The 20,904-nt window shown below is 65.1% G+C and carries 21 protein-coding genes and 1 pseudogene; 5 read left to right on the top strand and 17 right to left on the bottom strand.

Features of this window, described 5'->3' with window-relative positions; all coding sequences use genetic code 11:
• Positions 1-62: 62 nt before the first annotated feature.
• From R3P93_RS03775 to R3P93_RS03755, 5 genes are all read right to left on the bottom strand, one after another.
• On the bottom strand, positions 63-614 hold the full coding sequence (locus R3P93_RS03775; RefSeq protein WP_149405921.1) for a regulatory protein RecX: 552 nt from the start codon (positions 612-614) through the stop codon (positions 63-65).
• Between the two features lie 12 nt (positions 615-626).
• A complete protein-coding gene (gene recA, locus R3P93_RS03770; protein ID WP_008716921.1) occupies positions 627-1,664 on the bottom strand; it encodes a recombinase RecA in 1,038 nt (345 codons plus the stop codon).
• 197 nt (positions 1,665-1,861) lie between these two features.
• Positions 1,862-2,053, bottom strand: coding sequence for a DUF3046 domain-containing protein (locus R3P93_RS03765; RefSeq protein ID WP_027496833.1), 192 nt, complete (start codon positions 2,051-2,053; stop codon positions 1,862-1,864).
• A 10-nt stretch (positions 2,054-2,063) separates the two neighbouring features.
• On the bottom strand, positions 2,064-3,236 hold the full coding sequence (locus tag R3P93_RS03760; protein WP_149405922.1) for a glycosyltransferase: 1,173 nt from the start codon (positions 3,234-3,236) through the stop codon (positions 2,064-2,066).
• Positions 3,237-3,326: 90 nt separating this feature from the next.
• Positions 3,327-3,908: a TetR/AcrR family transcriptional regulator gene (locus R3P93_RS03755; protein ID WP_149406050.1), complete on the bottom strand. Its 582-nt coding sequence runs from the start codon at positions 3,906-3,908 to the stop codon at positions 3,327-3,329.
• Positions 3,909-4,188: 280 nt separating this feature from the next.
• Here R3P93_RS03755 and R3P93_RS03750 point away from each other — a divergent pair, with 280 nt between their 5' ends.
• On the top strand, positions 4,189-5,085 hold the full coding sequence (locus tag R3P93_RS03750; protein ID WP_149405923.1) for a diacylglycerol kinase: 897 nt from the start codon (positions 4,189-4,191) through the stop codon (positions 5,083-5,085).
• Between the two features lie 13 nt (positions 5,086-5,098).
• On the opposite strand, the gene R3P93_RS03745 is transcribed toward R3P93_RS03750, so the two are convergent.
• The 5 genes from R3P93_RS03745 to pgsA all read right to left on the bottom strand — a co-directional run bounded on the left by R3P93_RS03745 (position 5,099) and on the right by pgsA (position 8,467).
• Entirely contained in the window at positions 5,099-5,272 is a 174-nt protein-coding gene (locus R3P93_RS03745; protein WP_179276638.1) for a hypothetical protein, read from the bottom strand.
• 98 nt (positions 5,273-5,370) lie between these two features.
• The gene (gene pspM / locus R3P93_RS03740; RefSeq protein ID WP_262498344.1) at positions 5,371-6,240 is read right to left on the bottom strand and encodes a phage shock envelope stress response protein PspM; all 870 of its coding nucleotides are present in this window, start codon (positions 6,238-6,240) and stop codon (positions 5,371-5,373) included.
• A gap of 43 nt (positions 6,241-6,283) precedes the next feature.
• Positions 6,284-7,093, bottom strand: coding sequence for a PspA/IM30 family protein (locus R3P93_RS03735; protein ID WP_068050702.1), 810 nt, complete (start codon positions 7,091-7,093; stop codon positions 6,284-6,286).
• 144 nt (positions 7,094-7,237) lie between these two features.
• Entirely contained in the window at positions 7,238-7,579 is a 342-nt protein-coding gene (locus R3P93_RS03730; protein ID WP_032397883.1) for a helix-turn-helix domain-containing protein, read from the bottom strand.
• A 198-nt stretch (positions 7,580-7,777) separates the two neighbouring features.
• Positions 7,778-8,467 (bottom strand): CDP-diacylglycerol--glycerol-3-phosphate 3-phosphatidyltransferase, encoded by a 690-nt coding sequence (pgsA, locus tag R3P93_RS03725; protein ID WP_394855244.1) that lies wholly within the window; start codon positions 8,465-8,467, stop codon positions 7,778-7,780.
• Positions 8,468-8,607: 140 nt separating this feature from the next.
• Here pgsA and R3P93_RS03720 point away from each other — a divergent pair, with 140 nt between their 5' ends.
• Entirely contained in the window at positions 8,608-9,195 is a 588-nt protein-coding gene (locus R3P93_RS03720) for an amino-acid N-acetyltransferase (RefSeq protein ID WP_262498345.1), read from the top strand.
• A gap of 41 nt (positions 9,196-9,236) precedes the next feature.
• Positions 9,237-9,521 (top strand): YciI family protein, encoded by a 285-nt coding sequence (locus R3P93_RS03715; RefSeq protein ID WP_149405924.1) that lies wholly within the window; start codon positions 9,237-9,239, stop codon positions 9,519-9,521.
• An 88-nt stretch (positions 9,522-9,609) separates the two neighbouring features.
• Here R3P93_RS03715 and R3P93_RS03710 read toward each other — a convergent pair whose 3' ends face one another.
• Together R3P93_RS03710 and R3P93_RS03705 are read right to left on the bottom strand one after the other, a co-directional pair.
• A complete protein-coding gene (locus R3P93_RS03710; protein ID WP_317532423.1) occupies positions 9,610-12,297 on the bottom strand; it encodes an FtsK/SpoIIIE family DNA translocase in 2,688 nt (895 codons plus the stop codon).
• A 69-nt stretch (positions 12,298-12,366) separates the two neighbouring features.
• Positions 12,367-12,990 (bottom strand): TIGR03085 family metal-binding protein, encoded by a 624-nt coding sequence (locus tag R3P93_RS03705; RefSeq protein WP_188078630.1) that lies wholly within the window; start codon positions 12,988-12,990, stop codon positions 12,367-12,369.
• Positions 12,991-13,085: 95 nt separating this feature from the next.
• On the opposite strand from R3P93_RS03705, the gene R3P93_RS03700 reads away from it, so the two are divergent.
• Entirely contained in the window at positions 13,086-13,865 is a 780-nt protein-coding gene (locus R3P93_RS03700; protein ID WP_094614466.1) for a sulfite exporter TauE/SafE family protein, read from the top strand.
• A gap of 31 nt (positions 13,866-13,896) precedes the next feature.
• On the opposite strand, the gene R3P93_RS03695 is transcribed toward R3P93_RS03700, so the two are convergent.
• The 3 genes from R3P93_RS03695 to thyX all read right to left on the bottom strand — a co-directional run bounded on the left by R3P93_RS03695 (position 13,897) and on the right by thyX (position 17,520).
• A complete protein-coding gene (locus R3P93_RS03695) occupies positions 13,897-15,651 on the bottom strand; it encodes a ribonuclease J (protein ID WP_149406055.1) in 1,755 nt (584 codons plus the stop codon).
• A 107-nt stretch (positions 15,652-15,758) separates the two neighbouring features.
• On the bottom strand, positions 15,759-16,667 hold the full coding sequence (gene dapA / locus R3P93_RS03690; RefSeq protein ID WP_032377140.1) for a 4-hydroxy-tetrahydrodipicolinate synthase: 909 nt from the start codon (positions 16,665-16,667) through the stop codon (positions 15,759-15,761).
• A 100-nt stretch (positions 16,668-16,767) separates the two neighbouring features.
• Positions 16,768-17,520: an FAD-dependent thymidylate synthase gene (gene thyX / locus R3P93_RS03685; protein WP_068050707.1), complete on the bottom strand. Its 753-nt coding sequence runs from the start codon at positions 17,518-17,520 to the stop codon at positions 16,768-16,770.
• Positions 17,521-17,660: 140 nt separating this feature from the next.
• On the opposite strand from thyX, the gene R3P93_RS03680 reads away from it, so the two are divergent.
• A complete protein-coding gene (locus R3P93_RS03680; protein ID WP_317532422.1) occupies positions 17,661-18,140 on the top strand; it encodes a hypothetical protein in 480 nt (159 codons plus the stop codon).
• A 5-nt stretch (positions 18,141-18,145) separates the two neighbouring features.
• Here R3P93_RS03680 and zwf read toward each other — a convergent pair.
• Both zwf and R3P93_RS03670 read right to left on the bottom strand, forming a co-directional pair.
• Positions 18,146-19,621, bottom strand: a pseudogene (gene zwf, locus R3P93_RS03675) (glucose-6-phosphate dehydrogenase).
• A 43-nt stretch (positions 19,622-19,664) separates the two neighbouring features.
• Entirely contained in the window at positions 19,665-20,873 is a 1,209-nt protein-coding gene (locus tag R3P93_RS03670) for a winged helix-turn-helix domain-containing protein (protein ID WP_317532421.1), read from the bottom strand.
• Positions 20,874-20,904: the final 31 nt, after the last annotated feature.

Here is a 20,904-nt window from a genome sequence, read left to right as displayed (position 1 = left end):
CGCAACACCGATGGTGTTGCGGGCCTTACTGTTTCTCGACGGCACCGGCTCGAGGTGGACGATCACATCGAGTCGGGGCCGTCGAAGTCTTCGGTATCGGCACCTGCGCAGTCGAGCTGCTCTTTGACCACTGCGAATGCCATCGACTGCGAGTAGCCGCGGCGGGCGAGCATGCCGACCAGCTTGCGCACAACCTTGTCTCGCTCGGTTCGAGCATCGGGTCCGCTGGGATCGGGCAACTGCAGCGTGCGGAATCGCTTGCGTATCAACTCGGCTGCGCGCTGACGCTCGTCGTCGGCATCGATCAGATCGAGTGCATCCACAGCGAGTTCGTTGCTGACTCCCTTGTTGCGGAGCTCCATGCTCAATGCACGTTTGCCCTTGCCGGAGTACTTGTGCCGGGATTGGACCCACTGCTGAGCGAAGGATTCGTCGTCGACCAGCTTGGCCTTCTCGAGCCGGTCGAGAACGGCGTTCGCGATCTCTGCGGTGAAACCCTTCTTGGCCAGGCTCGCTTCGAGTTCGTGCCTGCTTCGCGCTCGGTCGGTCAGCAACCGAAGGCAGACATCTTTCGCCTGCGCCTCGGTGCCGCCGCCTTCGTCTCGCTGCTGCACAGCGACAACAGGTTAGAAGTCGACCGGAGCAGCTGCGGGCTCCTCTGCGGTGACGTCCGCGCCGATCTGCAGCTTCTCCATGATCTTCTTCTCGATCTCGTCCCGTACGTCCGGGTTCTCGAGCATGAACTTGCGGGCGTTCTCCTTGCCCTGACCGAGCTGGTCACCTTCGTAGGTGAACCACGAACCCGACTTACGAATGAAGCCGTGCTCGACGCCCATGTCGATCAACGAGCCTTCGCGGCTGATGCCCTTGCCGTAGATGATGTCGAACTCGGCCTGCTTGAACGGCGGTGCAACCTTGTTCTTGACCACCTTGACCCGGGTTCGGTTACCGATGGCATCGGTTCCGTCCTTCAGGGTCTCGATGCGGCGGATGTCGAGGCGAACCGAGGCGTAGAACTTCAATGCCTTACCACCGGTGGTGGTTTCGGGAGAGCCGAACATGACGCCGATCTTCTCGCGCAGCTGGTTGATGAAGATGACGGTGGTGCCCGAGTTGCTCATGGCACCGGTGATCTTGCGCAGCGCCTGGCTCATCAGGCGGGCCTGCAGACCCACGTGGCTGTCGCCCATCTCACCCTCGATCTCGGCGCGCGGTACCAATGCCGCCACCGAGTCGATCACGAGGATGTCGAGAGCACCCGATCGGATCAGCATGTCGGCGATTTCGAGAGCCTGCTCACCGGTATCGGGCTGCGACACCAGCAAGGCATCGGTGTCGACGCCGAGCTTCTTCGCGTAGTCCGGATCCAGAGCGTGCTCGGCGTCGATGAAGGCAGCGATGCCGCCGGCTCGCTGAGCACTGGCCACTGCATGGAGGGCGACGGTGGTCTTACCCGAGGATTCCGGACCGTAGACCTCGATGACACGTCCACGCGGCAACCCTCCGATGCCGAGTGCCACGTCGAGCGCGATCGATCCCGTGGGGATGACGGCGATGGGCTGTCGGACCTCGTCACCGAGGCGCATCACCGAGCCCTTGCCGAAGTTCTTGTCGATCTGCGCAAGTGCGAGATCGAGCGCTTTGTCGCGATCGTATGCAGCCATCGTGAGCTCCCTGTGTCGTGTCGTTCAGCTGTGTCGTATCGATCAGCTTTGTCGTCGGTAACGCTAGAACGGGGTACCGACAAGAAGTTTCTCGAGACCGCTCAGCAACCGTTGACATCAGCATAGGGGAACACGTGTTCGAGTCAACTACCTCGGCTTTCGACACGCCGGAAAAGATCGACCGGACCGGTGCGGTACTACCAGCGCTCTTTCGGAACGTCGAACTCGTAACAGATCGAGCGCCACACTTCTCGCGGGTCGACGCCGTCCTCGATGGCCTGCGCTCCGGTGCGACCGATGCCGGACAACACATGATCGGCCAGCAGGGAGTTTCCTCGAACGGAGCCGAACTCCTCGGTGAGGAGTTCACGAAATTCGGTCAGACGCACAACGACAACCCTAGCGCCCGCTCCGTGGACCGCTGCGGGCGAGCACGTGACGACACACCGACACCGGATCCTCGACGGACTGCGACCCGTCCGCCGCCGCCCCCGCTGCCCGAGCGAAACGCGGATCGGACAGCACCGTGGCCACCGCGTCGGCGATCGAGGTCGGCGTCGGGGGTCGTACGATGACCGCACTCCCCTGCCGGGCGGCCCGATTCGCCAGCTCCCACTGATCACCACCGCCGGGGACGGCCACCACCGGAACGCCGTGGACGAGAGACTTGGCCAGCATGCCGTGGCCACCGCCGCATACCACTACATCGGCACGGCGCAGCAGTTCGTCCTGGCGGCCGAGGCCTGCGTTCGCCCAGCTCGGGAGAGCGTTGGGACCTCCGTCGAGAACGGAGGCCACGACCCGCACCCCCTTGCCGTCCAACCCTTTCAGCGCCATCTCGAGCATTCCTTCCGCACCGGTGAAGGCGGTCGACGGCGCGACCATCACCAGCGGTGCCGAGCCGTCGGGAGCATCGAGCAGGTCGTCCGTCGGCTCCCACAGCAGCGGGCCGACCACGTGCGCCTCCGCCGGCCAGTCGGGACGGTGCACCTCGAGCGCGGGAATGGTGGCAACGAGCCGAGCAGCGGGGCCCGGGTCCTCGGCAGGCAACCCGATGCTCGTCCGTGCGTTGGAACGCTGTACGCGCCCCTGAGCGATCGAGCGTGCCGTCAACGCGCGCATCACCACATCGCGCAGCCTGCCCCGAATCCCGATACCCGGAGCCAAGCCACTTCCGATGGGAGGCAACCCTTTCGAGGGCGAATACAGAGGATGGGGCGAGAGTTCGACCCAGGGGATACCGAGACGCTCGGCGGCCATGCCACCCCCTGCGGTGAGGATGTCGGACACGACGAGATCGACGTTCTCCCGCTCGAGGTCGGGTAGCAACTCGGTCGAGACGAACGCCGCCCGAGAGTGGATCCGTTGTCCGGCATCGAGATCGTCGTCTTCCGGCCGCGGTGCGAGTCCACCCAGCGGAAGCGCTCGCAGGCCCGCGGCGTGCGCGGCGGGTACCCAGCGGCTACCGGTGAAGAGGATCGGTTCGTCGCCGGCCGCGCGGAAGAGCAGAGACAGGGCGATCGCCGGAAAGGCATGCCCCGGATCGGGCCCGGCCACCACTGCTACTCGCACCGACCCAGCGTGCCACACTCGAGCCGTACCGCTCGACGTGTGCCGAGATCAGGTCGCGAGAGGGGCGGTCAGGTCAAGACGCAGCCTCGTTCACGCACCCTCGGGTCGCAAGTAACGGTCGACGGCGAACGCCATCTGGCGTGTCACCTCGGCACCGGACACCCGCTCGGACACCATCTCCGCGGACTGGACCGCAGACTGCACCATCAGCAACACCAACGTGGCCAGAGTGGTGGGATCCCCCGCACGAATCGAGGAATCACGTTGTCCGGCAACGACCAGAGAAGCCAGTGCATCGATGATCAACGCCTGACTGGTTCCGAGCCGATGCAGAATGTACGTGGCGAGCACGTCGGAATCGGAACGCAGAATCTTCACGAAAAGCGGATGGAGTCGAATGCGGTCGGCAACGTCACCCACGGCAGTCACGAGCTGATCACGAGCCGGTGCCGAAGCGTCGAAGCTCGGAATCAGGGCACCGATCTCTCGCGTGAGCAGGCTCGACACCACAGCTCGTGTATCGGCCCATCTTCGGTACACGGTGGGCCTGCTGACCTTGGCGCGACGCGCAATCTCGGCCAAGGTCGTGCGCTTGACTCCGTGTTCGAGGATGCAGGACCGGGCCGCGTCGAGAACGGTGTTCTCGACCGACTTCTCGGGAGCAGCGGTCACGGACGACGACTGCGGTTGCTCCGACGAGACAGGACTCGACGCCGGCTGCTCGATCACGTGCCACCTTTCTCGATTCGGACAAAAAGACCGTATTACGCGTAGTAACAGTCTATTTCGTTACAGTACCTCACGGTTACACGCACATCGGGCCCGAAGATCGCCGGTAACACGCATGCGCAATCTGCGTCGGGGGCATTCGACCAGGAATCGCCTCGGTCACCACCACGGCAATCGTCGACCCTGGCAAGCTGATCGATGTGATCGAAAAATCGTTGCGAGCATGACCCGATCGGTGACGGTGTTGACCAATCCGATGGCCGGCGGTGGGCACGCGGGGCACGCCGGACGGTGCGCCGTGGCTCGACTGCGGGAGCGTGAACTTCACGTCACGGCCATCGAAGGCCGCACACCCGGGGATGCGTTGACTTTGCTCGAGAAGGCAGTCGGCAGCGGTACGGACGCGGTGGTCGCCGTCGGCGGCGACGGGCTAGTCAATCTCGTCGTCCAAGTACTGGCCGGCACCGACGTCCCGATGGGCCTGATCCCGGCCGGTACCGGCAACGATCTGGCACGGTCTCTGGGACTGCCTCGAAGCAATGCTGTTCACGCCGCCGACATCGTCGCCGACAACGTCACCCGCGCAATCGATCTCGGACGGATCGGCGAGCGCTGGTTCGCCACCGTCCTGTCCAGTGGTTTCGACTCGCTGGTCACCGAGAGGGCCAAGCGACTGCGCTGGCCACGCGGACCGCTGCGGTACAACGCAGCGATGATGCTTCAGCTGGCGTCCCTCCGAAAGCTGCCGTACGTCATCGAACTGGACGATGCCGAGCTTCGTCTCGACGCCACCCTGGTCGCTGTCGGAAACGGCAGAAGTTACGGTGGCGGGATGGTCGTGTGCCCCGCCGCGCTCGTGGACGACGGGCTTCTCGACGTCACCGTCATCCGAGGGGTGAGCCGGACTCGACTGCTCGGACTGTCCCCCACGCTCTACCGGGGAACACACATCGACCGGCCCGAGGTGGACACCTACACCTCGACGCAGGTCACGCTGCGATGCGACGGAATCGTCGCCTATGCGGACGGTGAGCGAGTCGCCGAACTACCTGTCACCGCGCGTTGCGTGCCGCGGGCACTTCGGGTGTTCGTGAATCAGGATCCCTTGGCTCGCGGGTGACCGAGCCGCCGCGTCAGAACTTCAGCGACGAGCGATCGTTGTCGGAGGAGATCGCCTTGTACAGCCATACCAGGCCCAACACGATCGCGCCGGCCACCACGAGCCAGAAGACACCCTTGATGATGGTGCCCAGAAGCGCGAGCGCAATCCAGATCAGAACGATGAATCCCAGTACTTTCCAGAACATGAGTGCTCCTACCGTGTCGCCGCGCACCGTGTCGTTTCGCGTACTTCGATACTGGCACTCGCGCGCGACGAACACATCGGGGTGAACCCTGAATTGTCTCAGCGGTGCCGCGACCGAATCTGGTCGAGTTCGGTGAGCGCCTCGGCCCACCCCTGCAGTCGATCCGTAGCCGACAGCAGCTCGCGTCGATGCGATTCCACGACCGTCGTCGACGCCGATCCTGCCGGTCCGGTCATCCGCGCGGCCGCGGCCACGAGCTGCTCGTACTGATCGACACCGGTGGCGAGTTCGGCTGCAGCCGAGGCTATTCCGCCGCGCAGGTGCTCGCGGGTCACAGCGCTTGCCGCCCCCGCACGTTCCAGAGCGGCGATGTCGACGGCGACTCCTTCGAGGCCGCGGGCTGCGTCGGAGGTCACCCCGATCATCTCCTCGACGTCCTCGGCACCGATCGTCTCGGACCTCGCCAGGATTCCCAGTAGCTCGAACAGACTCTGCTCGGCACCGGCCAGTCGGGTCATCGACTCGTACGCGGCAGATCCGCGCTGAGGCAACACGCGCTTGGTCGGTAGTCCCACCGGCACCGGCTGCGCTCGAAGACGCCGCAACCGCGTCACCGCGAATGCGGCCGGGACGGCCATCAGCGCAGCACTACCGCCGCCCACGAACAGAGTCCACTCCGGTGCCGACAGCACGGCCATCCCCGCAGTTCCCACGGCCGTCGTCGTGGACGCGGCACCGAACCTGATTCCGCGTCGTCTGGCGCGGCGAATTTTCTTCAGGTGCTTGACGCGGGGATCCCTTCGGCGCCCTGCGGCGTCGAGAATCGAGGTCCCGACACTCCGAGCGGACTCCGCCAGAGATTTGACCACGGCACCGGACTCGGTGACGGCTGCGGTCACGGCCTCGCGATCGAGCGAAACGGCCGGCCGCTTACGCGACCGGCCGGATTCGTGTTCTCTACTGTTCATGTCGACGTTGCTGTCGGACGTCCGAGCTGTTCGCCGGCTCGATCTATGCCTGAGCCGGCGGCTCGGGCGTCGCGTCCGGGGACTTCGAGATCGAGGGCTTCGCCGCGGCATTGCCCGACGGCAACGAGTCGCCTGCCATCGATGCACGAATCTGTTCGAGGCGGCTGTGACCCGCCATCTGCACCGACGCCTGCTGAACCTCCATCATGCGACCCGACACGGTGTTCTGGGCCAGCTCTGCCGATCCGAGGGCATCTGCGTAGCGACGTTCGATCTTGTCGCGCACCGCGTCGAGGCTCGGGGTGTTGCCGGGCGCGGACAGCGTGCTGTCCATCGACCGCAGGGATTCGCTGACCTTCTCCTGCATCTTCGCCTGCTCGAGCTGGCTCAGTAGCTTGGTGCGTTCTGCGACCTTCGACTGCAGAGCCATGGCGTTCTGCTCAACGGCCTTCTTCGCCTGGGTGGCTGCCTGCAAGGACTGGTCGTGCAGGACCTTGAGGTCCTCGACACTCTGCTCGGCGGTCACCAGCTGTGCTGCGAACGCCTCGGCTGCGTTCGTGTACTGCGTGGCCTTCTCGATGTCGCCTGCAGTGGCGGCCTGATCGGCCAGCGTCACCGCCTGCCGCGCGTTCGCGTTGAGCTTCTCGACCTCGTCCAGCTGACGGCTGAGCTTCATCTCGAGCTGGCGCTGATTACCGATGACCGACGCGGCCTGCTGGGACAGAGCCTGATGCTGTCGCTGTGCGTCTTCGATCGCCTGCTGAATCTGAACTTTGGGGTCGGCCTTCTCGTCGATCTTGGAATTGAAGAGCGCCATCATGTATTTCCAGGCCTTGACGAAAGGATTAGCCATGGGGTGGTCCTGCCTCCATCTGTTGCGCCGCGGTGGCCGCGTACGGGTCGGCTGCTCTCGCAGTGACCGAAATGAACCTGTCCGTGCTGTGAAAGTCGGGTGCGTGGTCTGGGTCAGGAGTGGAAACTGGGTACTTTTCCGATCTTAGGCGGCGGCGAGTGCTCTGGCAGCAGGTGCCGGAATCACGACGCGAGTATCGCCGTCGATGCGGGTGGCGACCGCCGCCTCGTCGAGCCGCGCGGCGGCGGTCGAGGCGTCGGACAGTGTCACACTGACATCGCTCATGACGTCCGAGAGCGGGACGGCGAGGGCGTCGCAGATCGCAGCGAGGAGCTCGCTCGACGCTTCCTTGCGACCGCGTTCGACCTCGGAAAGGTATCCGAGGCTGACGCGTGCGGTGTTCGAGACTTCACGCAGGGTTCGGCTCTGTGCGACGCGAGTACGCCGCAAACTGTCGCCGAGTGCTTCACGCAATAGCAGCGCCATCTCGCTCCTCCTCGTTGGTGTTCGTGCCGACGGCTGTGCCGTCGAGACGACAACGTTCACATCTCGTTCGTCCGGAGCCGTCACGATGTTCAACGTCCCAGTCGGTCCGATTGGTTCCCGACCCTATATGCCCGTTCACTGCGACACGCGCCGAAACAGCTGCGACACGGCCACCACGACTGTAGCCCGCCGACGAGTTCACGCGGAGGACACGCCTCGGCGCAGACGAACGGCCTGCACCACGTAGTCCATACCGGTGTAGACGGTGAGCAGTACCGCCAGCGCCATCAAGGCGACCGCGACCGGGTCGAACACGCTCGGCAGCGGGCACAGGTACACCCCGATCGCGAACGTCTGCACCAGAGTCTTCACCTTGCCGCCGCGCCCTGCGGGGATCACTCCGTGGCGGATGACGGCGAACCGCACCGCGGTGATGCCGATTTCCCGCACACCGATTATCACCGTCACCCACCACGACAGGTCGCCCAACATCGACAGTCCGACGAGCGCGGCACCGATCAGAGCCTTGTCCGCGATGGGGTCGGCCATCTTCCCGAAATCGGTGACGAGACCGTACTTGCGGGCCAACTGACCGTCGATCCGGTCGGTGATGGCAGCAGCAGCGAAGATCGCGGTTGCCGCCAGCCGCCAGGATGTGTCGTGGCCGTCACCGACGAACAGTGCCGCGAGAAAGACCGGCACCAGTGCGATTCGGAGCACCGTCAGGACGTTCGCGATATTGAGCAACGGCACTTCGTCCGGACCACCGGTGACAGCGTTGCCGTGAGGCAGTCCCGAATCACGTGGGACCGAAGCACCGGAGGGACGGTTGCCCGGAATCTCGCCACTGGATGGAACGCCGTGATCGGGCGTCACCGGCCCGCTCATCGGCAGAACCGCGCGCCGTCGACGACGTACCGGTCGGTGTGTCGGCTTCGGCGCAGCACCGATCCGCCGAGACGGGGACACAGCTCACTGAACGACACACGAAAAGTTTATCGGTTGCGGTACTGACTACTGTTCACCCCATGACTTCTGGGCCGAATCGGGCGAGTCGCGACATCGCAGACCCCGAATCCGACGTGCAATCCGACATCGCGGACCTCGGCTCCGCGAACGACGGCACCCTCGTCGTGCGTCGAGCCAGAACCTCCGACATCCCCGAGATCAAGCGTTTGATCGACATCTACGCCGGACGCATTCTGCTCGAGAAGAACCTCGTCACCCTGTACGAGGCGGTGCAGGAGTTCTGGATCGCCGAGCGTGACGGCGAGATCATCGGCTGCGGTGCGTTGCATGTGCTGTGGGCCGATCTGGGCGAGGTTCGCACGGTCGCCGTCGATCCCGCCGCCAAGGGGCACGGCGCAGGCCACCTGATCGTCGCCAAACTGATCGAGGTCGCTCGTGATCTGGCGCTGCAGAAAGTGTTCGTGCTGACCTTCGAGGTGGACTTCTTCTCTCGACACGGGTTCGCCGAGATCGACGGAACCCCCGTGACGGCCGAGGTCTATGCGGAAATGTGCCGTTCCTACGACACCGGCGTGGCGGAGTTCCTGGACCTGAGTTACGTCAAACCGAACACTCTGGGCAACACGCGGATGCTGCTGTCGCTCTGACAGAATTCCGGGATCACCCCTCGAATCCGGAAGAGAGCTCCATGCCCCTGATCGCCGTCAGCTACACCTACTCACCCGCCACCACGGACGGACGCGACACCCACCGCGCAGCGCACCGCGCCTGGTTGGCCGACCTACTAGACCGGAAAACTCTGGTGTCGAGTGGACCGTACGCCGACGGCAGCGGTGCGCTCCTGCTGGTGGAGGGCGCGGATGCTGCCACCGTCGAGAAGCTGTTCGCGCAAGACCCGTTCGCGGTGGAGAACCTGATCGAGTCGGCGACCTTCCACGAATGGACGCCCGTCATGGGCACCTTCACGTCCTGATCTGCCCCACTCCCCCCCCGTTCGCGTGAATGGACCACTGCACCGCCGAGACGGCTGCAGTGATCCATTCACCCAGGCCGGGAAGCGGTCAGAACTCCTCCGACGCGGGCTGCTCGTCCGGGTCGCCGCCCTTGATTGACCACAGCAAACCGTCGAGCTCGTCGGGCTTGACGAGTACCTCGCGGGCCTTCGAGCCTTCGCTCGGGCCGACCACTCCGCGGTTCTCCATCAGGTCCATCAATCGCCCGGCCTTGGCGAAGCCGACTCGAAGCTTGCGTTGCAGCATCGACGTCGAACCGAACTGACTCGTCACGACCAGTTCGACCGCCTGCAACAGCACGTCGAGGTCGTCGCCGATGTCCGGGTCGACGTCCTTCTTGTCCGAGACCTTCGCAGCGGTGACGGTCTCGTTGTACTCCGGCTCGGCCTGGTTCTTCGCGAAGTCGACGACGGCGGCGATTTCCTCGTCGGTGATGAACGCACCCTGCAGACGCGTCGGCTTGCCCGCACCCATCGGCAGGAAGAGCGCGTCTCCCATACCGATGAGCTTCTCCGCACCCGGCTGGTCCAGGATGACGCGGGAGTCGGTCAGGGACGACGTGGCGAAGGCCAGACGCGACGGCACGTTCGTCTTGATCAAGCCCGTCACGACGTCGACCGAAGGACGCTGGGTGGCGAGCACCAGGTGAATGCCGGCGGCGCGCGCCTTCTGGGTGATCCGCACGATCGCCTCTTCGACGTCACGCGGGGCAGTCATCATCAGGTCGGCCAGCTCGTCCACGATGGCCAGGATGTAGGGATACGGCCGGTAGACGCGTTCGCTGCCCAGTGGTGCGGTGATCTCGCCGGACCGCACCTTCTTGTTGAAGTCGTCGATGTGACGGACCTTGTTGATCTGCATGTCCTGGTAACGCTGCTCCATCTCCTCGACGAGCCAGGCCAGCGCCGCGGCAGCCTTCTTGGGCTGCGTGATGATCGGGGTGATGAGGTGCGGAATTCCCTCGTAGGGCGTCAGCTCCACCATTTTCGGGTCGATCAGGATCATCCGAACCTCGTCCGGGGTCGCCCGTGCGAGCAGCGAGACGAGCATCGAGTTCACGAAGCTCGACTTACCGGAACCGGTCGATCCGGCCACCAGCAAGTGCGGCATCTTCGCGAGGTTGGCGCTGACGAAGTCGCCCTCGATGTCCTTACCGAGTCCGATCACCAACGGATGGTGATCCTTACGCGTCGACGGCGCAGTGAGCACGTCCGCCAGACGGACCATCTCACGGTCCGAGTTGGGCACCTCGATACCGACCGCGGACTTGCCAGGGATAGGCGCGAGCAGGCGAACGTTGTCGGTGGCGACGGCGTAGGCGATGTTGCGTGCGAGTGCCGTGATCTTCTCGACCTTGACGCCGGGGCCCAGCTCCACCTCGTAGCGGGTGACCGTGGGGCCGCGGGTGAAACCGGTGACCGCGGCATCGATCTTGAACTGTTCGAGTACCTCGGAGATCGCCTCGATCATGGCGTCGTTGGCCTGGCTGCGGGTCTTGGGCGGATCTCCGTCGATCAGCAGCGACAGCGACGGCAGCGTGTAATCCCCGTCGACGACGCGATCGACGACGATCTTGTCGTCCTCGGCCGGCTGTTTCGGTTCGGCCGCCTTCACGATCGGCTTGGGCTTCGGCCGCGGGGGCGCGACCGGCTCGGGAGCAGGTGCGGGGACAGCGGCGGCGGGTGCGATGACCTCGGTGGCAGCCTCGGGCGGCGGGGTCTTGCGCGCGCGTGACGGCTTGACGACCGGGATGTATTCCTCGGTCGGGTAGTTGTCGTAGGGGTCCGCGCCTCCGTGGACCGGGTAGCCGTCGGCGTCGAAGTTGCTGTCGTAGTCGCCGTAGCCCTCGTCACCGAATTCGGAGCCGAAGTCGGCCGGGTCGTACTCGTCGTATTCGTCGCCGCGGCTGTCGGTGCCGAACAGTGCACGCATCCGATCGGGTACATTGCGCACGGTGGTGCCGGTGAGAAGCAGCACTCCGAACAGGCCGGCGAGCAGCAACAACGGCACGGCCAGCCACACGGTGAGGCCGTCGGCTATGGGTCCACCTGCCACGTATCCGACGAAGCCTGCGCCCTCGGATCGGCCGGCGGCGTCGGTCGGTGAGCCTGCGGCCATGTGCCACAGTCCGAGGATCGGCAGGCCGAGCAGGATCGATCCCAGAACAAGTCGCGGCCGTACCTCGGGATGCGGTTCGGAGCGCATCAGAACGACGGCGATGGCGACTCCGAGCACGGGCACGACGTAGCCGGCTCCACCGATGACGGCGCGGATACCCACCTCGATCCATTCGCCGACCGGTCCCCCGGCGCTGAGCCACACACTCGCGGCGATGACGACACTGGCGGCGATCAGTCCGAGGGCGATCCCGTCCCGCCGGTGGCCGTGCTCGATGTCGGCGGCTTTGCTCACCGTCCGCGTCGTGGCACCGACTCCGCGTGCTGCCATCGACCAGGTGGAGGCGATACCTCGCCCGATCGCGTCGAGGGCACCGCGTGACTTCTTCTTCGCCGCGGGCCGCCGAGACGTCGACGCACCCCTGGCAGGGGCCTTACCGCGGGAGGACGCGTTCGCACGCGACGTCGCGGGATTGCGCGGCGCGGTGGGCTTCTTCGGCGTCGTCACGGTGCGCGCAGTACGCCCGCCACCGGACTTACGGGCGGTGCCGGACGCGCGCGAGGAGCCGGATCCGCTGGATCCGGCTCTGGCGGTGGAGGTGCTGGTCTTTCCTGCCATGCCCTCAGGCTAGTCGCAACAGCCCCGTCGAAACCATCCGCAACACCAGTAACAGCGGGGGTGAATGTGTCAGAAGCTCAGATCGAGTGCCTTCACGGCAGCCACGTCGTCCGCCGAACCCTCGTACAGCACCTCGATCTGATCGCGCCCGAACGCGTAGAGCAGCAGTTCCGACGGCTCCCCCACCACGGTCACGCCCGGGCCCGATCCACCCTTGAACGTGGCCGTGCGGCCGTCCGGGGTGCGGACGTGAACCGGAATCGGCGCAGAACGGTGTCCGGCCCGGCCTATCAACCGAACTTGCGGCCACAGGCGCGTTTCCACCGCGGCCGGCAACACTCGTCGAGTCCAGCTCTCGCCTGCCCGGCGGAGATCCTCGTGATGAACGAACATCTCACCGAGATTGATCAGGGGGTCCAGCAGTGCGAACGGCGACCACATGGGCGGCCCCGTCCGTATGTCCTCCACTACCGTCGTGAACGGTTTGTTCGCAACGGATCGCTGGACGCGCTCCGTGTACCCCGCGAGCGGAGAGAGAAATATGCCGGGCGAGGCGTCCAGGCGTCGTTCCCGGACGACGAGATGCGCCGCCAGATCGGCTGCGGTCCACTCTCCGCACAGCGTCGGCGCATCGGGACCCACGTCGAGAAGGGTCTGGACCAGTTGGGAACGTTCATCCTGGGCGAGGCTCACGCGGTCCACGGTACGTCCCGAGCGATCCGACGGCATCCCGCCGCCCCACACTCCCCGATGTTCGATGCACCTGCGGCGTCGGTAGCCTCCCAACAGTGCCGGTATCGGAAATTCTCGTCATCCTGCTCGCCGGACTCGGAGCCGGAGCCATCAACGCCGTCGTCGGTTCCGGGACGCTGATCACGTTTCCGACGTTGGTCGCATTCGGCTATCCCCCGGTGGTCGCCACCATGTCCAATGCGGTGGGCCTGGTGGCGGGAAGCGTCTCGGGTACGTGGGGTTATCGCCGAGAGTTGCGTGGACAATGGCATCGACTGCGGTGGCAGTTGCCTGCCTCGTTCTTGGGCGCGCTCGGCGGTGCCTGGCTGCTGCTCCATCTACCCGAAACCGTGTTCGCCGCAGTGGTTCCGGTATTGCTCATCGGCGCGCTGATTCTCGTTGTCGCACAACCGAGAATCCAGGCCTGGGCCAAACGGCGATCGGAAGCCGCAGGCAAGGCCGCGAACCACATCAGCCGTACCCGGATGGCCTTGGTCACCGGCGGCACTCTGCTGGTCGGCATCTACGGCGGCTATTTCACTGCCGCACAAGGCATCCTGCTCATCGGGGTGATGGGAGCGCTGCTCCCCGAGACCATGCAGCGGATGAACGCAGCCAAGAATCTTCTGTCATTGGTCGTCAATGTCGTTGCAGCGGTGACGTACACGATCTTTCGCTTCGACGACATCAGCTGGCAGGCAGCGGGACTGATCGCGGTCGGCTCGCTGATCGGTGGAGCCGTCGGAGCGCGCTACGGCCGCCGGCTCTCGCCGGCGGCCCTGCGCGGCGCCATCGTCGTCCTCGGTCTGATCGGACTCTGGCGACTGCTCGTCTAGACGATCGCGTCCAGTTCGGCTGTGGGAGCGCCTAGTTCGACTGCGGTTGCGGCTTGACTGCGATGATCGTCGGAACGATCATCGGCTTGCGGCGATACTTGTCCGCCACCCACCGACCGACGACACGACGCACTGCCTGCGCGATGCGGTGCGTATCGGACACGCCGTCGGACGCCAGACGCTGCAACTCCGACTCGACGAGTTGACCGGCTTCCTTGAGTGCAGCCGGATCGTCGGAGAATCCGCGACCGGACACCTCGGGCGCGGTCACTGCACGACCGGTGGCCGAATCGACGGCGACGCTGATCGCGATGAAACCGCCCTCGCCCAGCACCAGTCGGTCGGACAGCGTCGAATCGCCGACGTCACCGACAGAGAGGCCGTCGACGTAGACGTGCCCCACAGGCACCTGTCCGACGATCTCGGCGAGACCGTCGACCATGTCGACCACCACGCCGTCCTCGGCCAGCACCACTCGCTCCTCGGGTACGCCCGTCGCCTTGGCCAGCGCCGCGTTGGCGCGCAGGTGACGCCACTCGCCGTGCACCGGCATGGCATTGGTGGGCCGAACGGCGTTGTAGAGGTAGAGCAGCTCTCCCGCCGACGCATGGCCGGAGACGTGAACCTTCGCATTCTGCTGCGTCACGACGGTCGCACCCCGCTTGGCGAGGCCGTTGACCACCGCGAACACCGAGTTCTCGTTGCCGGGAATGAGTGAGGACGCCAGCACCACGAGATCGTTCGCCTTGACGTTGATCTGTCGATGCTCGCCGCGAGCCATCCGGGACAGCGCCGACAACGGCTCGCCCTGCGAACCGGTGGAGATCAGCACCAACCGGTCGTCGGGAAGCGTTGCGGCAGTGTCGACATTGACCTCGAGACCGTCGGGCACACGCAGGTAGCCGAGATCCTGAGCGATCTGCATGTTGCGGACCATCGACCGGCCGACGAACGCCACGCGGCGGTTGTACCGCTCGGCGACGTCGATGACCTGCTGAATGCGGTGCACGTGGCTGGCGAACGACGCAACGATGACGCGTTGCTTCGCCTTGCCGATGACGGTGTCGAGTACTCCGCCGATCTCGCGTTCCGGCGTGACGAATCCGGGCACCTCGGCATTGGTGGAGTCGACCAGAAAGAGGTCGACACCCTCGTCGCCGAGCCGGGAGAAGCCGGCCAGGTCGGTCAGACGACCGTCGAGCGGCAGCTGATCGAGCTTGATGTCACCCGTGTGCAGCACCAGCCCGGCATCGGTCCTGATGGCGATGGCGAGCGCATCGGGAATGGAGTGGTTCACCGCGAAGTATTCGCAATCGAACGGGCCGTGCTGCGTGTGCTGACCCTCGATGACCTCGACGAGGTTCGGGCGCAGCCGATGCTCACGACACTTCGCCGCTACCAGGGCGAGCGTGAACTTCGATCCGACGACGGGCAGATCGGGCCGCAGGCGCAGCAGGAACGGGACTGCTCCGATGTGATCCTCGTGGCCGTGCGTCAGGACCACGGCCTCGACGTCGGCCATGCGGTTCTCGATGTGCCGGAAATCGGGCAGGATCAGGTCGACACCGGGTTGCTGGTCCTCGGGAAAGAGCACGCCGCAGTCGATGATCAGCAACTTGCCCTGGTGCTCGAACACGGTCATGTTGCGGCCGATTTCGCCGATACCACCCAGCGCGACCACACGCAGGCCCTTGAACGGTGCCTTGGGCGGAGTTCCGAGTCGCTGTGTCGGATCGAACTCGCGCCGCTTGTCGGGACGCTGAGTCCGCGCCGAGTTCTGCACCATCGGCTTGCCCTGGCGGGCGCCTGACGGTCGGCCCTGTGCGGGGGCCGGCCGCTCGGACGGCGGTCCGGCGTTTCGGGTTGCGCGTCCGCGCGATCTGTTCGGTCGTGTCATACAAGAACTCCTGCCGCCCGCAGCTCCGCTGCGAGCAATTCGATGTGGTCGATGCTCGGTGGCACCTGGGGAAGTCGTGGTTCGCCGACATCGATTCCGATGAGGCGAAGGCCGGCCTTCGATGCGCTGACGCCGCCGAGGCGCGCGACCGAACGAATGACCGGAATGAGGCTGACGTTGATCGCCTGAGCACGCGCAATGTCGCCCATCATGAAGGCGGTGTGCAGCTCGCGGAGGCGAGCCGGAACGAGGTGGCCGATGACGCTGACGAAGCCGGTTGCTCCGACCGAGAGCCAGGGCAGGTTCAGCGGGTCGTCGCCGGAGTAGAACTGCAACCCGGTCGACGCGATCAGTTCGGCACCTGCGTTCAGATCGCCCTTGGCGTCCTTGACCGCGAGGATCCGTGGATGCTCGGCGAGTCGACGCAACGTCTCGGTCTCGATGGGAACGACCGACCGCGGCGGAATGTCGTAGAGCATCACGGGCAGGTCGGTGGCGTTCGCGACCGCGGTGAAGTGCGCGTACAGACCGGCCTGCGGCGGGCGGGAGTAGTACGGGGTGACGACCAGAAGACCGTGTGCGCCTGCACGGGCGGCGTCACGGGCCAGCTCGACGCTGTGTGCGGTGTCGTTGCTGCCGGCTCCGGCGATGATGCGTGCCCGATGACCGACCGCGGCGATCACCGCGCGGAGCAGTTCGAGCTTCTCGTTCTCGGTGGTGGTCGGCGACTCGCCCGTTGTGCCGGCCAGAACCAGTCCGTCGTTGCCCTGCTCGACGAGATGATGTGCCAGCCGAACGCCCGCATCGATATCCAACTTGCCGTCCGCTGTGAACGGGGTCACCATCGCGGTGAGCACCGTACCGAACACAGGCGCAACGGAAGGAGCGGCGTCACCGTAGGTCATGGCAGCAGATTACCCGGTGCTTTGCCCACTCTCGCGCAGCGGGACTCCCCGCCGACAAGGTCCAGCCATACCCGGTCTACGCCGCAACCGAACCTCGTACTCAGACCTCGGTCACGAACGGGCTGCGGGCGACTTCCGTACCGTCCGGCAGCGTCGAGATCTCGAAGTCGCCGAACACGTCGGGAGCCACTCCCACGAGCTTACGCAGACATTCGACGGCAACGCGTCGAATCTCCACGTCCGCATGCTCGGAGGCGCGCATCGACACGAAATGCCGCCATGCTCGGTAGTTTCCGCTCACCACCACGCGTGTCTCGGTCGCGTTCGGCAACACCGACCGAGCCGCCTGCCGCGCCTGCTTACCCCGCAGAGCGGCGTTGGTGACCGATTCCAGTTTCCCCTCCAGCGCACCGAGCAGTTCGGTGTAGGCCGCCCGACTCGCCTCGGTCGCAGACGCGAACAGCGCCTCGAGCTCGGGATCGCCTTCGACAGCCGGTGGAAGAACCACGTTGGCGTCGTGTTCGGGAACGAATCGCTGCGAGAGTTGCGAGTAGGAGAAGTGCCGGTGCCGGATCAGTTCGTGTGTGCACGATCGCGAGATTCCGGTGATGTAGAAACTCACGCTCGCGTGCTCGAGAACCGACAGGTGTCCGACGTCGAGCAGATGACGCAGATACGACGCATTGGTCGCGGTCCGAGGATTGGGCTTGGACCAGCTCTGGTAGCAGGCACGACCGGCGAACTCGACCAATGCCTGCCCGCCGTCCGCGTCGGTTTCCCAGGGAATGTCGACGGGCGGAACGAACTCGGTTCGGGCGACCAGTTGCACTTTCAGCGCAACCGTCCGCGGCACAGCTCTACCTTCGTTTTCTGCTGACACCGCACAACCCTAAACGCGGCACCGATGCCCGGCGAACGATGGCGTCACGGTGCCGCCACATGACGTCACCAGGCGCGCTTGACCGACGTCAACTATGACGCCACACTGGCGTCATGGAACTGGACAAGTACACCGCGTCGCTACGCACGGATCTACTCGCAGCGGCCGCTCTGGGCGACGAGCACACCCGCCAAACGGCCGAAGCTCTCGGCAAGACGGCGGAGGCGTCGGCCAGATTGATGCTGCTCACGGCACTGTCGGACTTCGCGGCAGAGATATCGAACGACCTGGATGGTCATACGGTCACCGTTCGCCTCGACGGTACGCAGGCGCACGCCGATGTTCGACGCGACGGCCCGCTGCCCGGTCTGCACGACGGCGATCCGGCAGAGCCCGTCACCGAGGACTACCCGACCATGGACGACGTGTCCGGTGAGGTCCGACGGGTGACGCTGCGATTGGTCGAGCAGATCAAGGAACGGGCCGAGGACGCCGCGAACAACAGCGGAGTGTCGCTCAATTCGTGGTTGTCGCAGGCAGTTCAGGGCGCACTGCGTGATCAGATGCGCAAGGACCGTGGCTGGAACAACTGATCGGCCTACTTCTTCTCGCGCCACTCCCGCTCGAAGGGCAACCGCCACGCGTGTGGGGCGATGAGTTGATGGATCGCGTTGGGCCCCCATGACCCCGGTGCGTACGACCGGACCGGGGGTGGATCGGCGAGCAGCGGTTCGGAGACCTGCCACAGCCGCTCGATACCCTCGGCCGTGGTGAACAGGGTGTGATCGCCGTACATGGCGTCGAGGATCAGCCGTTCGTAGGCTTCGAGTACGTCTCCGACTCGTTCGGTTTCGTGAATCGCGAACTGCATGCTGAGTTTGTCGAGGTGCATACCGGGACCGGGCCGCTTGCCGTAGAACGACAGCGAGACCTTCGAGGCGTCCGCGAGGTCGAAGGTCAGGTGGTCGGGACCTTGCGCTCCCACACCCGAGCCGGCCGGGAACATGCTCTTCGGTGGTTCCCTGAAGGCGATCGAGATGATGCGCTGCCCTTCGGCGAGTCGCTTACCGCTGCGCAGATAGAAGGGCACACCGGCCCAGCGCCAATTGTCGATTTCACACTTGAGAGCCACGAAGGTGTCGGTATCGGAGTCGGGGGCTACGCCCTCTTCTGATCAGTATCCCGAGTATTGCCCTCGCACAACGTTTTTCGGGTCCAGGGGCAGCATGGATCGGAAGACCTTGTTCTTCTCCTCGCTGATGGCGCGGGGTTCGAGCGCCGTCGGCGGTTCCATGGCCATGAACGCCAGCACCTGGAACAGGTGCGTGACCACCATGTCCTTGTACGCGCCGGTGGATTCGTAGAAACCGGCTCGGCCGTCCAGTGCGAGCTTCTCCGGGATGTCGATCTGGACGTGATCGATGAAGTTGCGGTTCCAGATCGGCTCGAACAACCCGTTGGCGAACCGGAAGGCCAGGATGTTCTGAGCGGGTTCCTTGCCGAGGAAGTGATCGATCCGGAAGACCTGATCCTCGTCGAACGTTTGGTGAACCCGAGCGTTCAGCGCGATCGCGCTCTCGAGGTCGGTGCCGAACGGCTTCTCCATGATGATCCGTGAGCGCTTCACCAGATCTGCCGATGCGAGCGTATCCACCACTGCCAGAGCAGCTCTCGGCGGAACAGACAGGTAGTGCAGCCGTTCGGCGCTTCCTCCGAGGTCGATCTCGGCCTCGGCCACGGCCTCCCCCAACGCCGCCGGTCCTGCCTGCTGCGACACGTAGGTCAGTCGCGAGGCGAAACGATTCCATTGCTCGTCGCCGACTTTGCGACTCGAGTGGGTGTTGATCGATTCGCGAGCGAGAGCGCGGAATTCGTCGGTCGACATCTCTTCGAGAGATGTGCCGACGACCCGGATGTTCGGCGCGAGATCGGACAGCGCCAGATGCATCATCCCGGACAGCAGTTTTCGCTTGGCCAGGTCTCCTGTCGCCCCGAACAGGACGACGACCTGGGGTGGGAGTTCGGGGGCGGTGTCTGTCCGTCGCGAAGTCACACTGGAAATAGTGACACCGATTCTGCCGACCTGCACTTCGGCAGAATCGAACCCCCGACCGACGTCATCGCAGTGCGGCGACGAGGTCTCCCCGGTCCCCCACCACCACGCGTTCGAGTTCGAGCCAGTCCGCCATCTCTCGCAGGACGTCTCGTAGTCGAGGCGCAATGTCACCGGCGTTGCGGTCGCCTTCGACGTAGGCCGCGATCACGTGCAGTTCGGACTGCGCTCGCACTGCCTTGAGATCGACGCGAGCCACCAGATGCCCGTCGAGCAGAAAGGGAAACACGTAGTAGCCGTGAACTCGCTTGTGCTGTGGGGTGTATATCTCGATTCGGTAGTGGAAGTCGAACATTCGCTGCACCCGGGGCCGAAAGAAGATCATCGGATCGAACGGGCACAGCAGTGCGGCGGCGGTGGCCGTTCGCGGTGTCCTGGCGTCGCGGTGCAGGTATGCCGGTGCGTTCCAGCCTCGGACGGTCACCTGTTCGAGTACGCCGTCCTCGACAAGTTCGCCGATCGCCGCCTTGGCCTGCTTCTGCGAGAGCCGGTAGTAGTCCCTCAGATCCGGCTCGGTACCGATTCCCAATGCCCGAGAGGATTTTTCGATCAGTTGCCGTACCGCGTCCGGTTCGTCGACGCGCCTGTGCAGAACGTTCTCCGGGATCACTTGTTCGCTGAGCTCGTACCGGCGCACGAATCCCGTCCGTGTCGGCACGGTCACCACGCCGGCCGCGAACAGCTGTTCGCAGACGACCTTGACATCACTGCGATCCCACCAGGGACCTTTGCGACCGGGGGTGTCCAGTTCGAGGTGCTTCTCGATCTCACCCGCGCTGGCCGCACCGATGTCGCCGATCACCGCGAGGACGTCGTCGACGAGAGTCGGTTCGCGATCGAGGATGTGAGCAGCTCCGCCCCACCGCCCGTGTCGATACAGCTCCATTCGCCATCGCATGAGCGGCCAGTCGTCCACGGGCAGCAATGCGGCCTCGTGGGCCCAGTACTCCACCATTCGACGAGGTCGACGCGCAGTGTCGGTCCATGCGGCGTCGTCGACGACAGTGCGATCGTAGGCACCGACGCGGCTGAACACCGGTGCGTAGTGCGCGCGCACCACCACCGACACGGAGTCGATCTGCAACAGCCCGGTGGTGTCGATGGCTGCGTGAACCGCGGCCTTGCTCGCCGGCCGAGTACGCGACCGCCTCGACGCCAGCCCTTGGGCGGCCAGGGCGGTACGACGCGCGGCGGCGGCACTCATCTCCTGCATCGGACCAGCCTGTCACGGCCCACCGACACGT

Origin of the sequence: Rhodococcus cerastii, assembly GCF_033042195.1 — a bacterium.
Lineage (GTDB): Bacteria > Actinomycetota > Actinomycetes > Mycobacteriales > Mycobacteriaceae > Rhodococcoides.
This window is presented reverse-complemented; position numbering and strand designations above follow the sequence as displayed.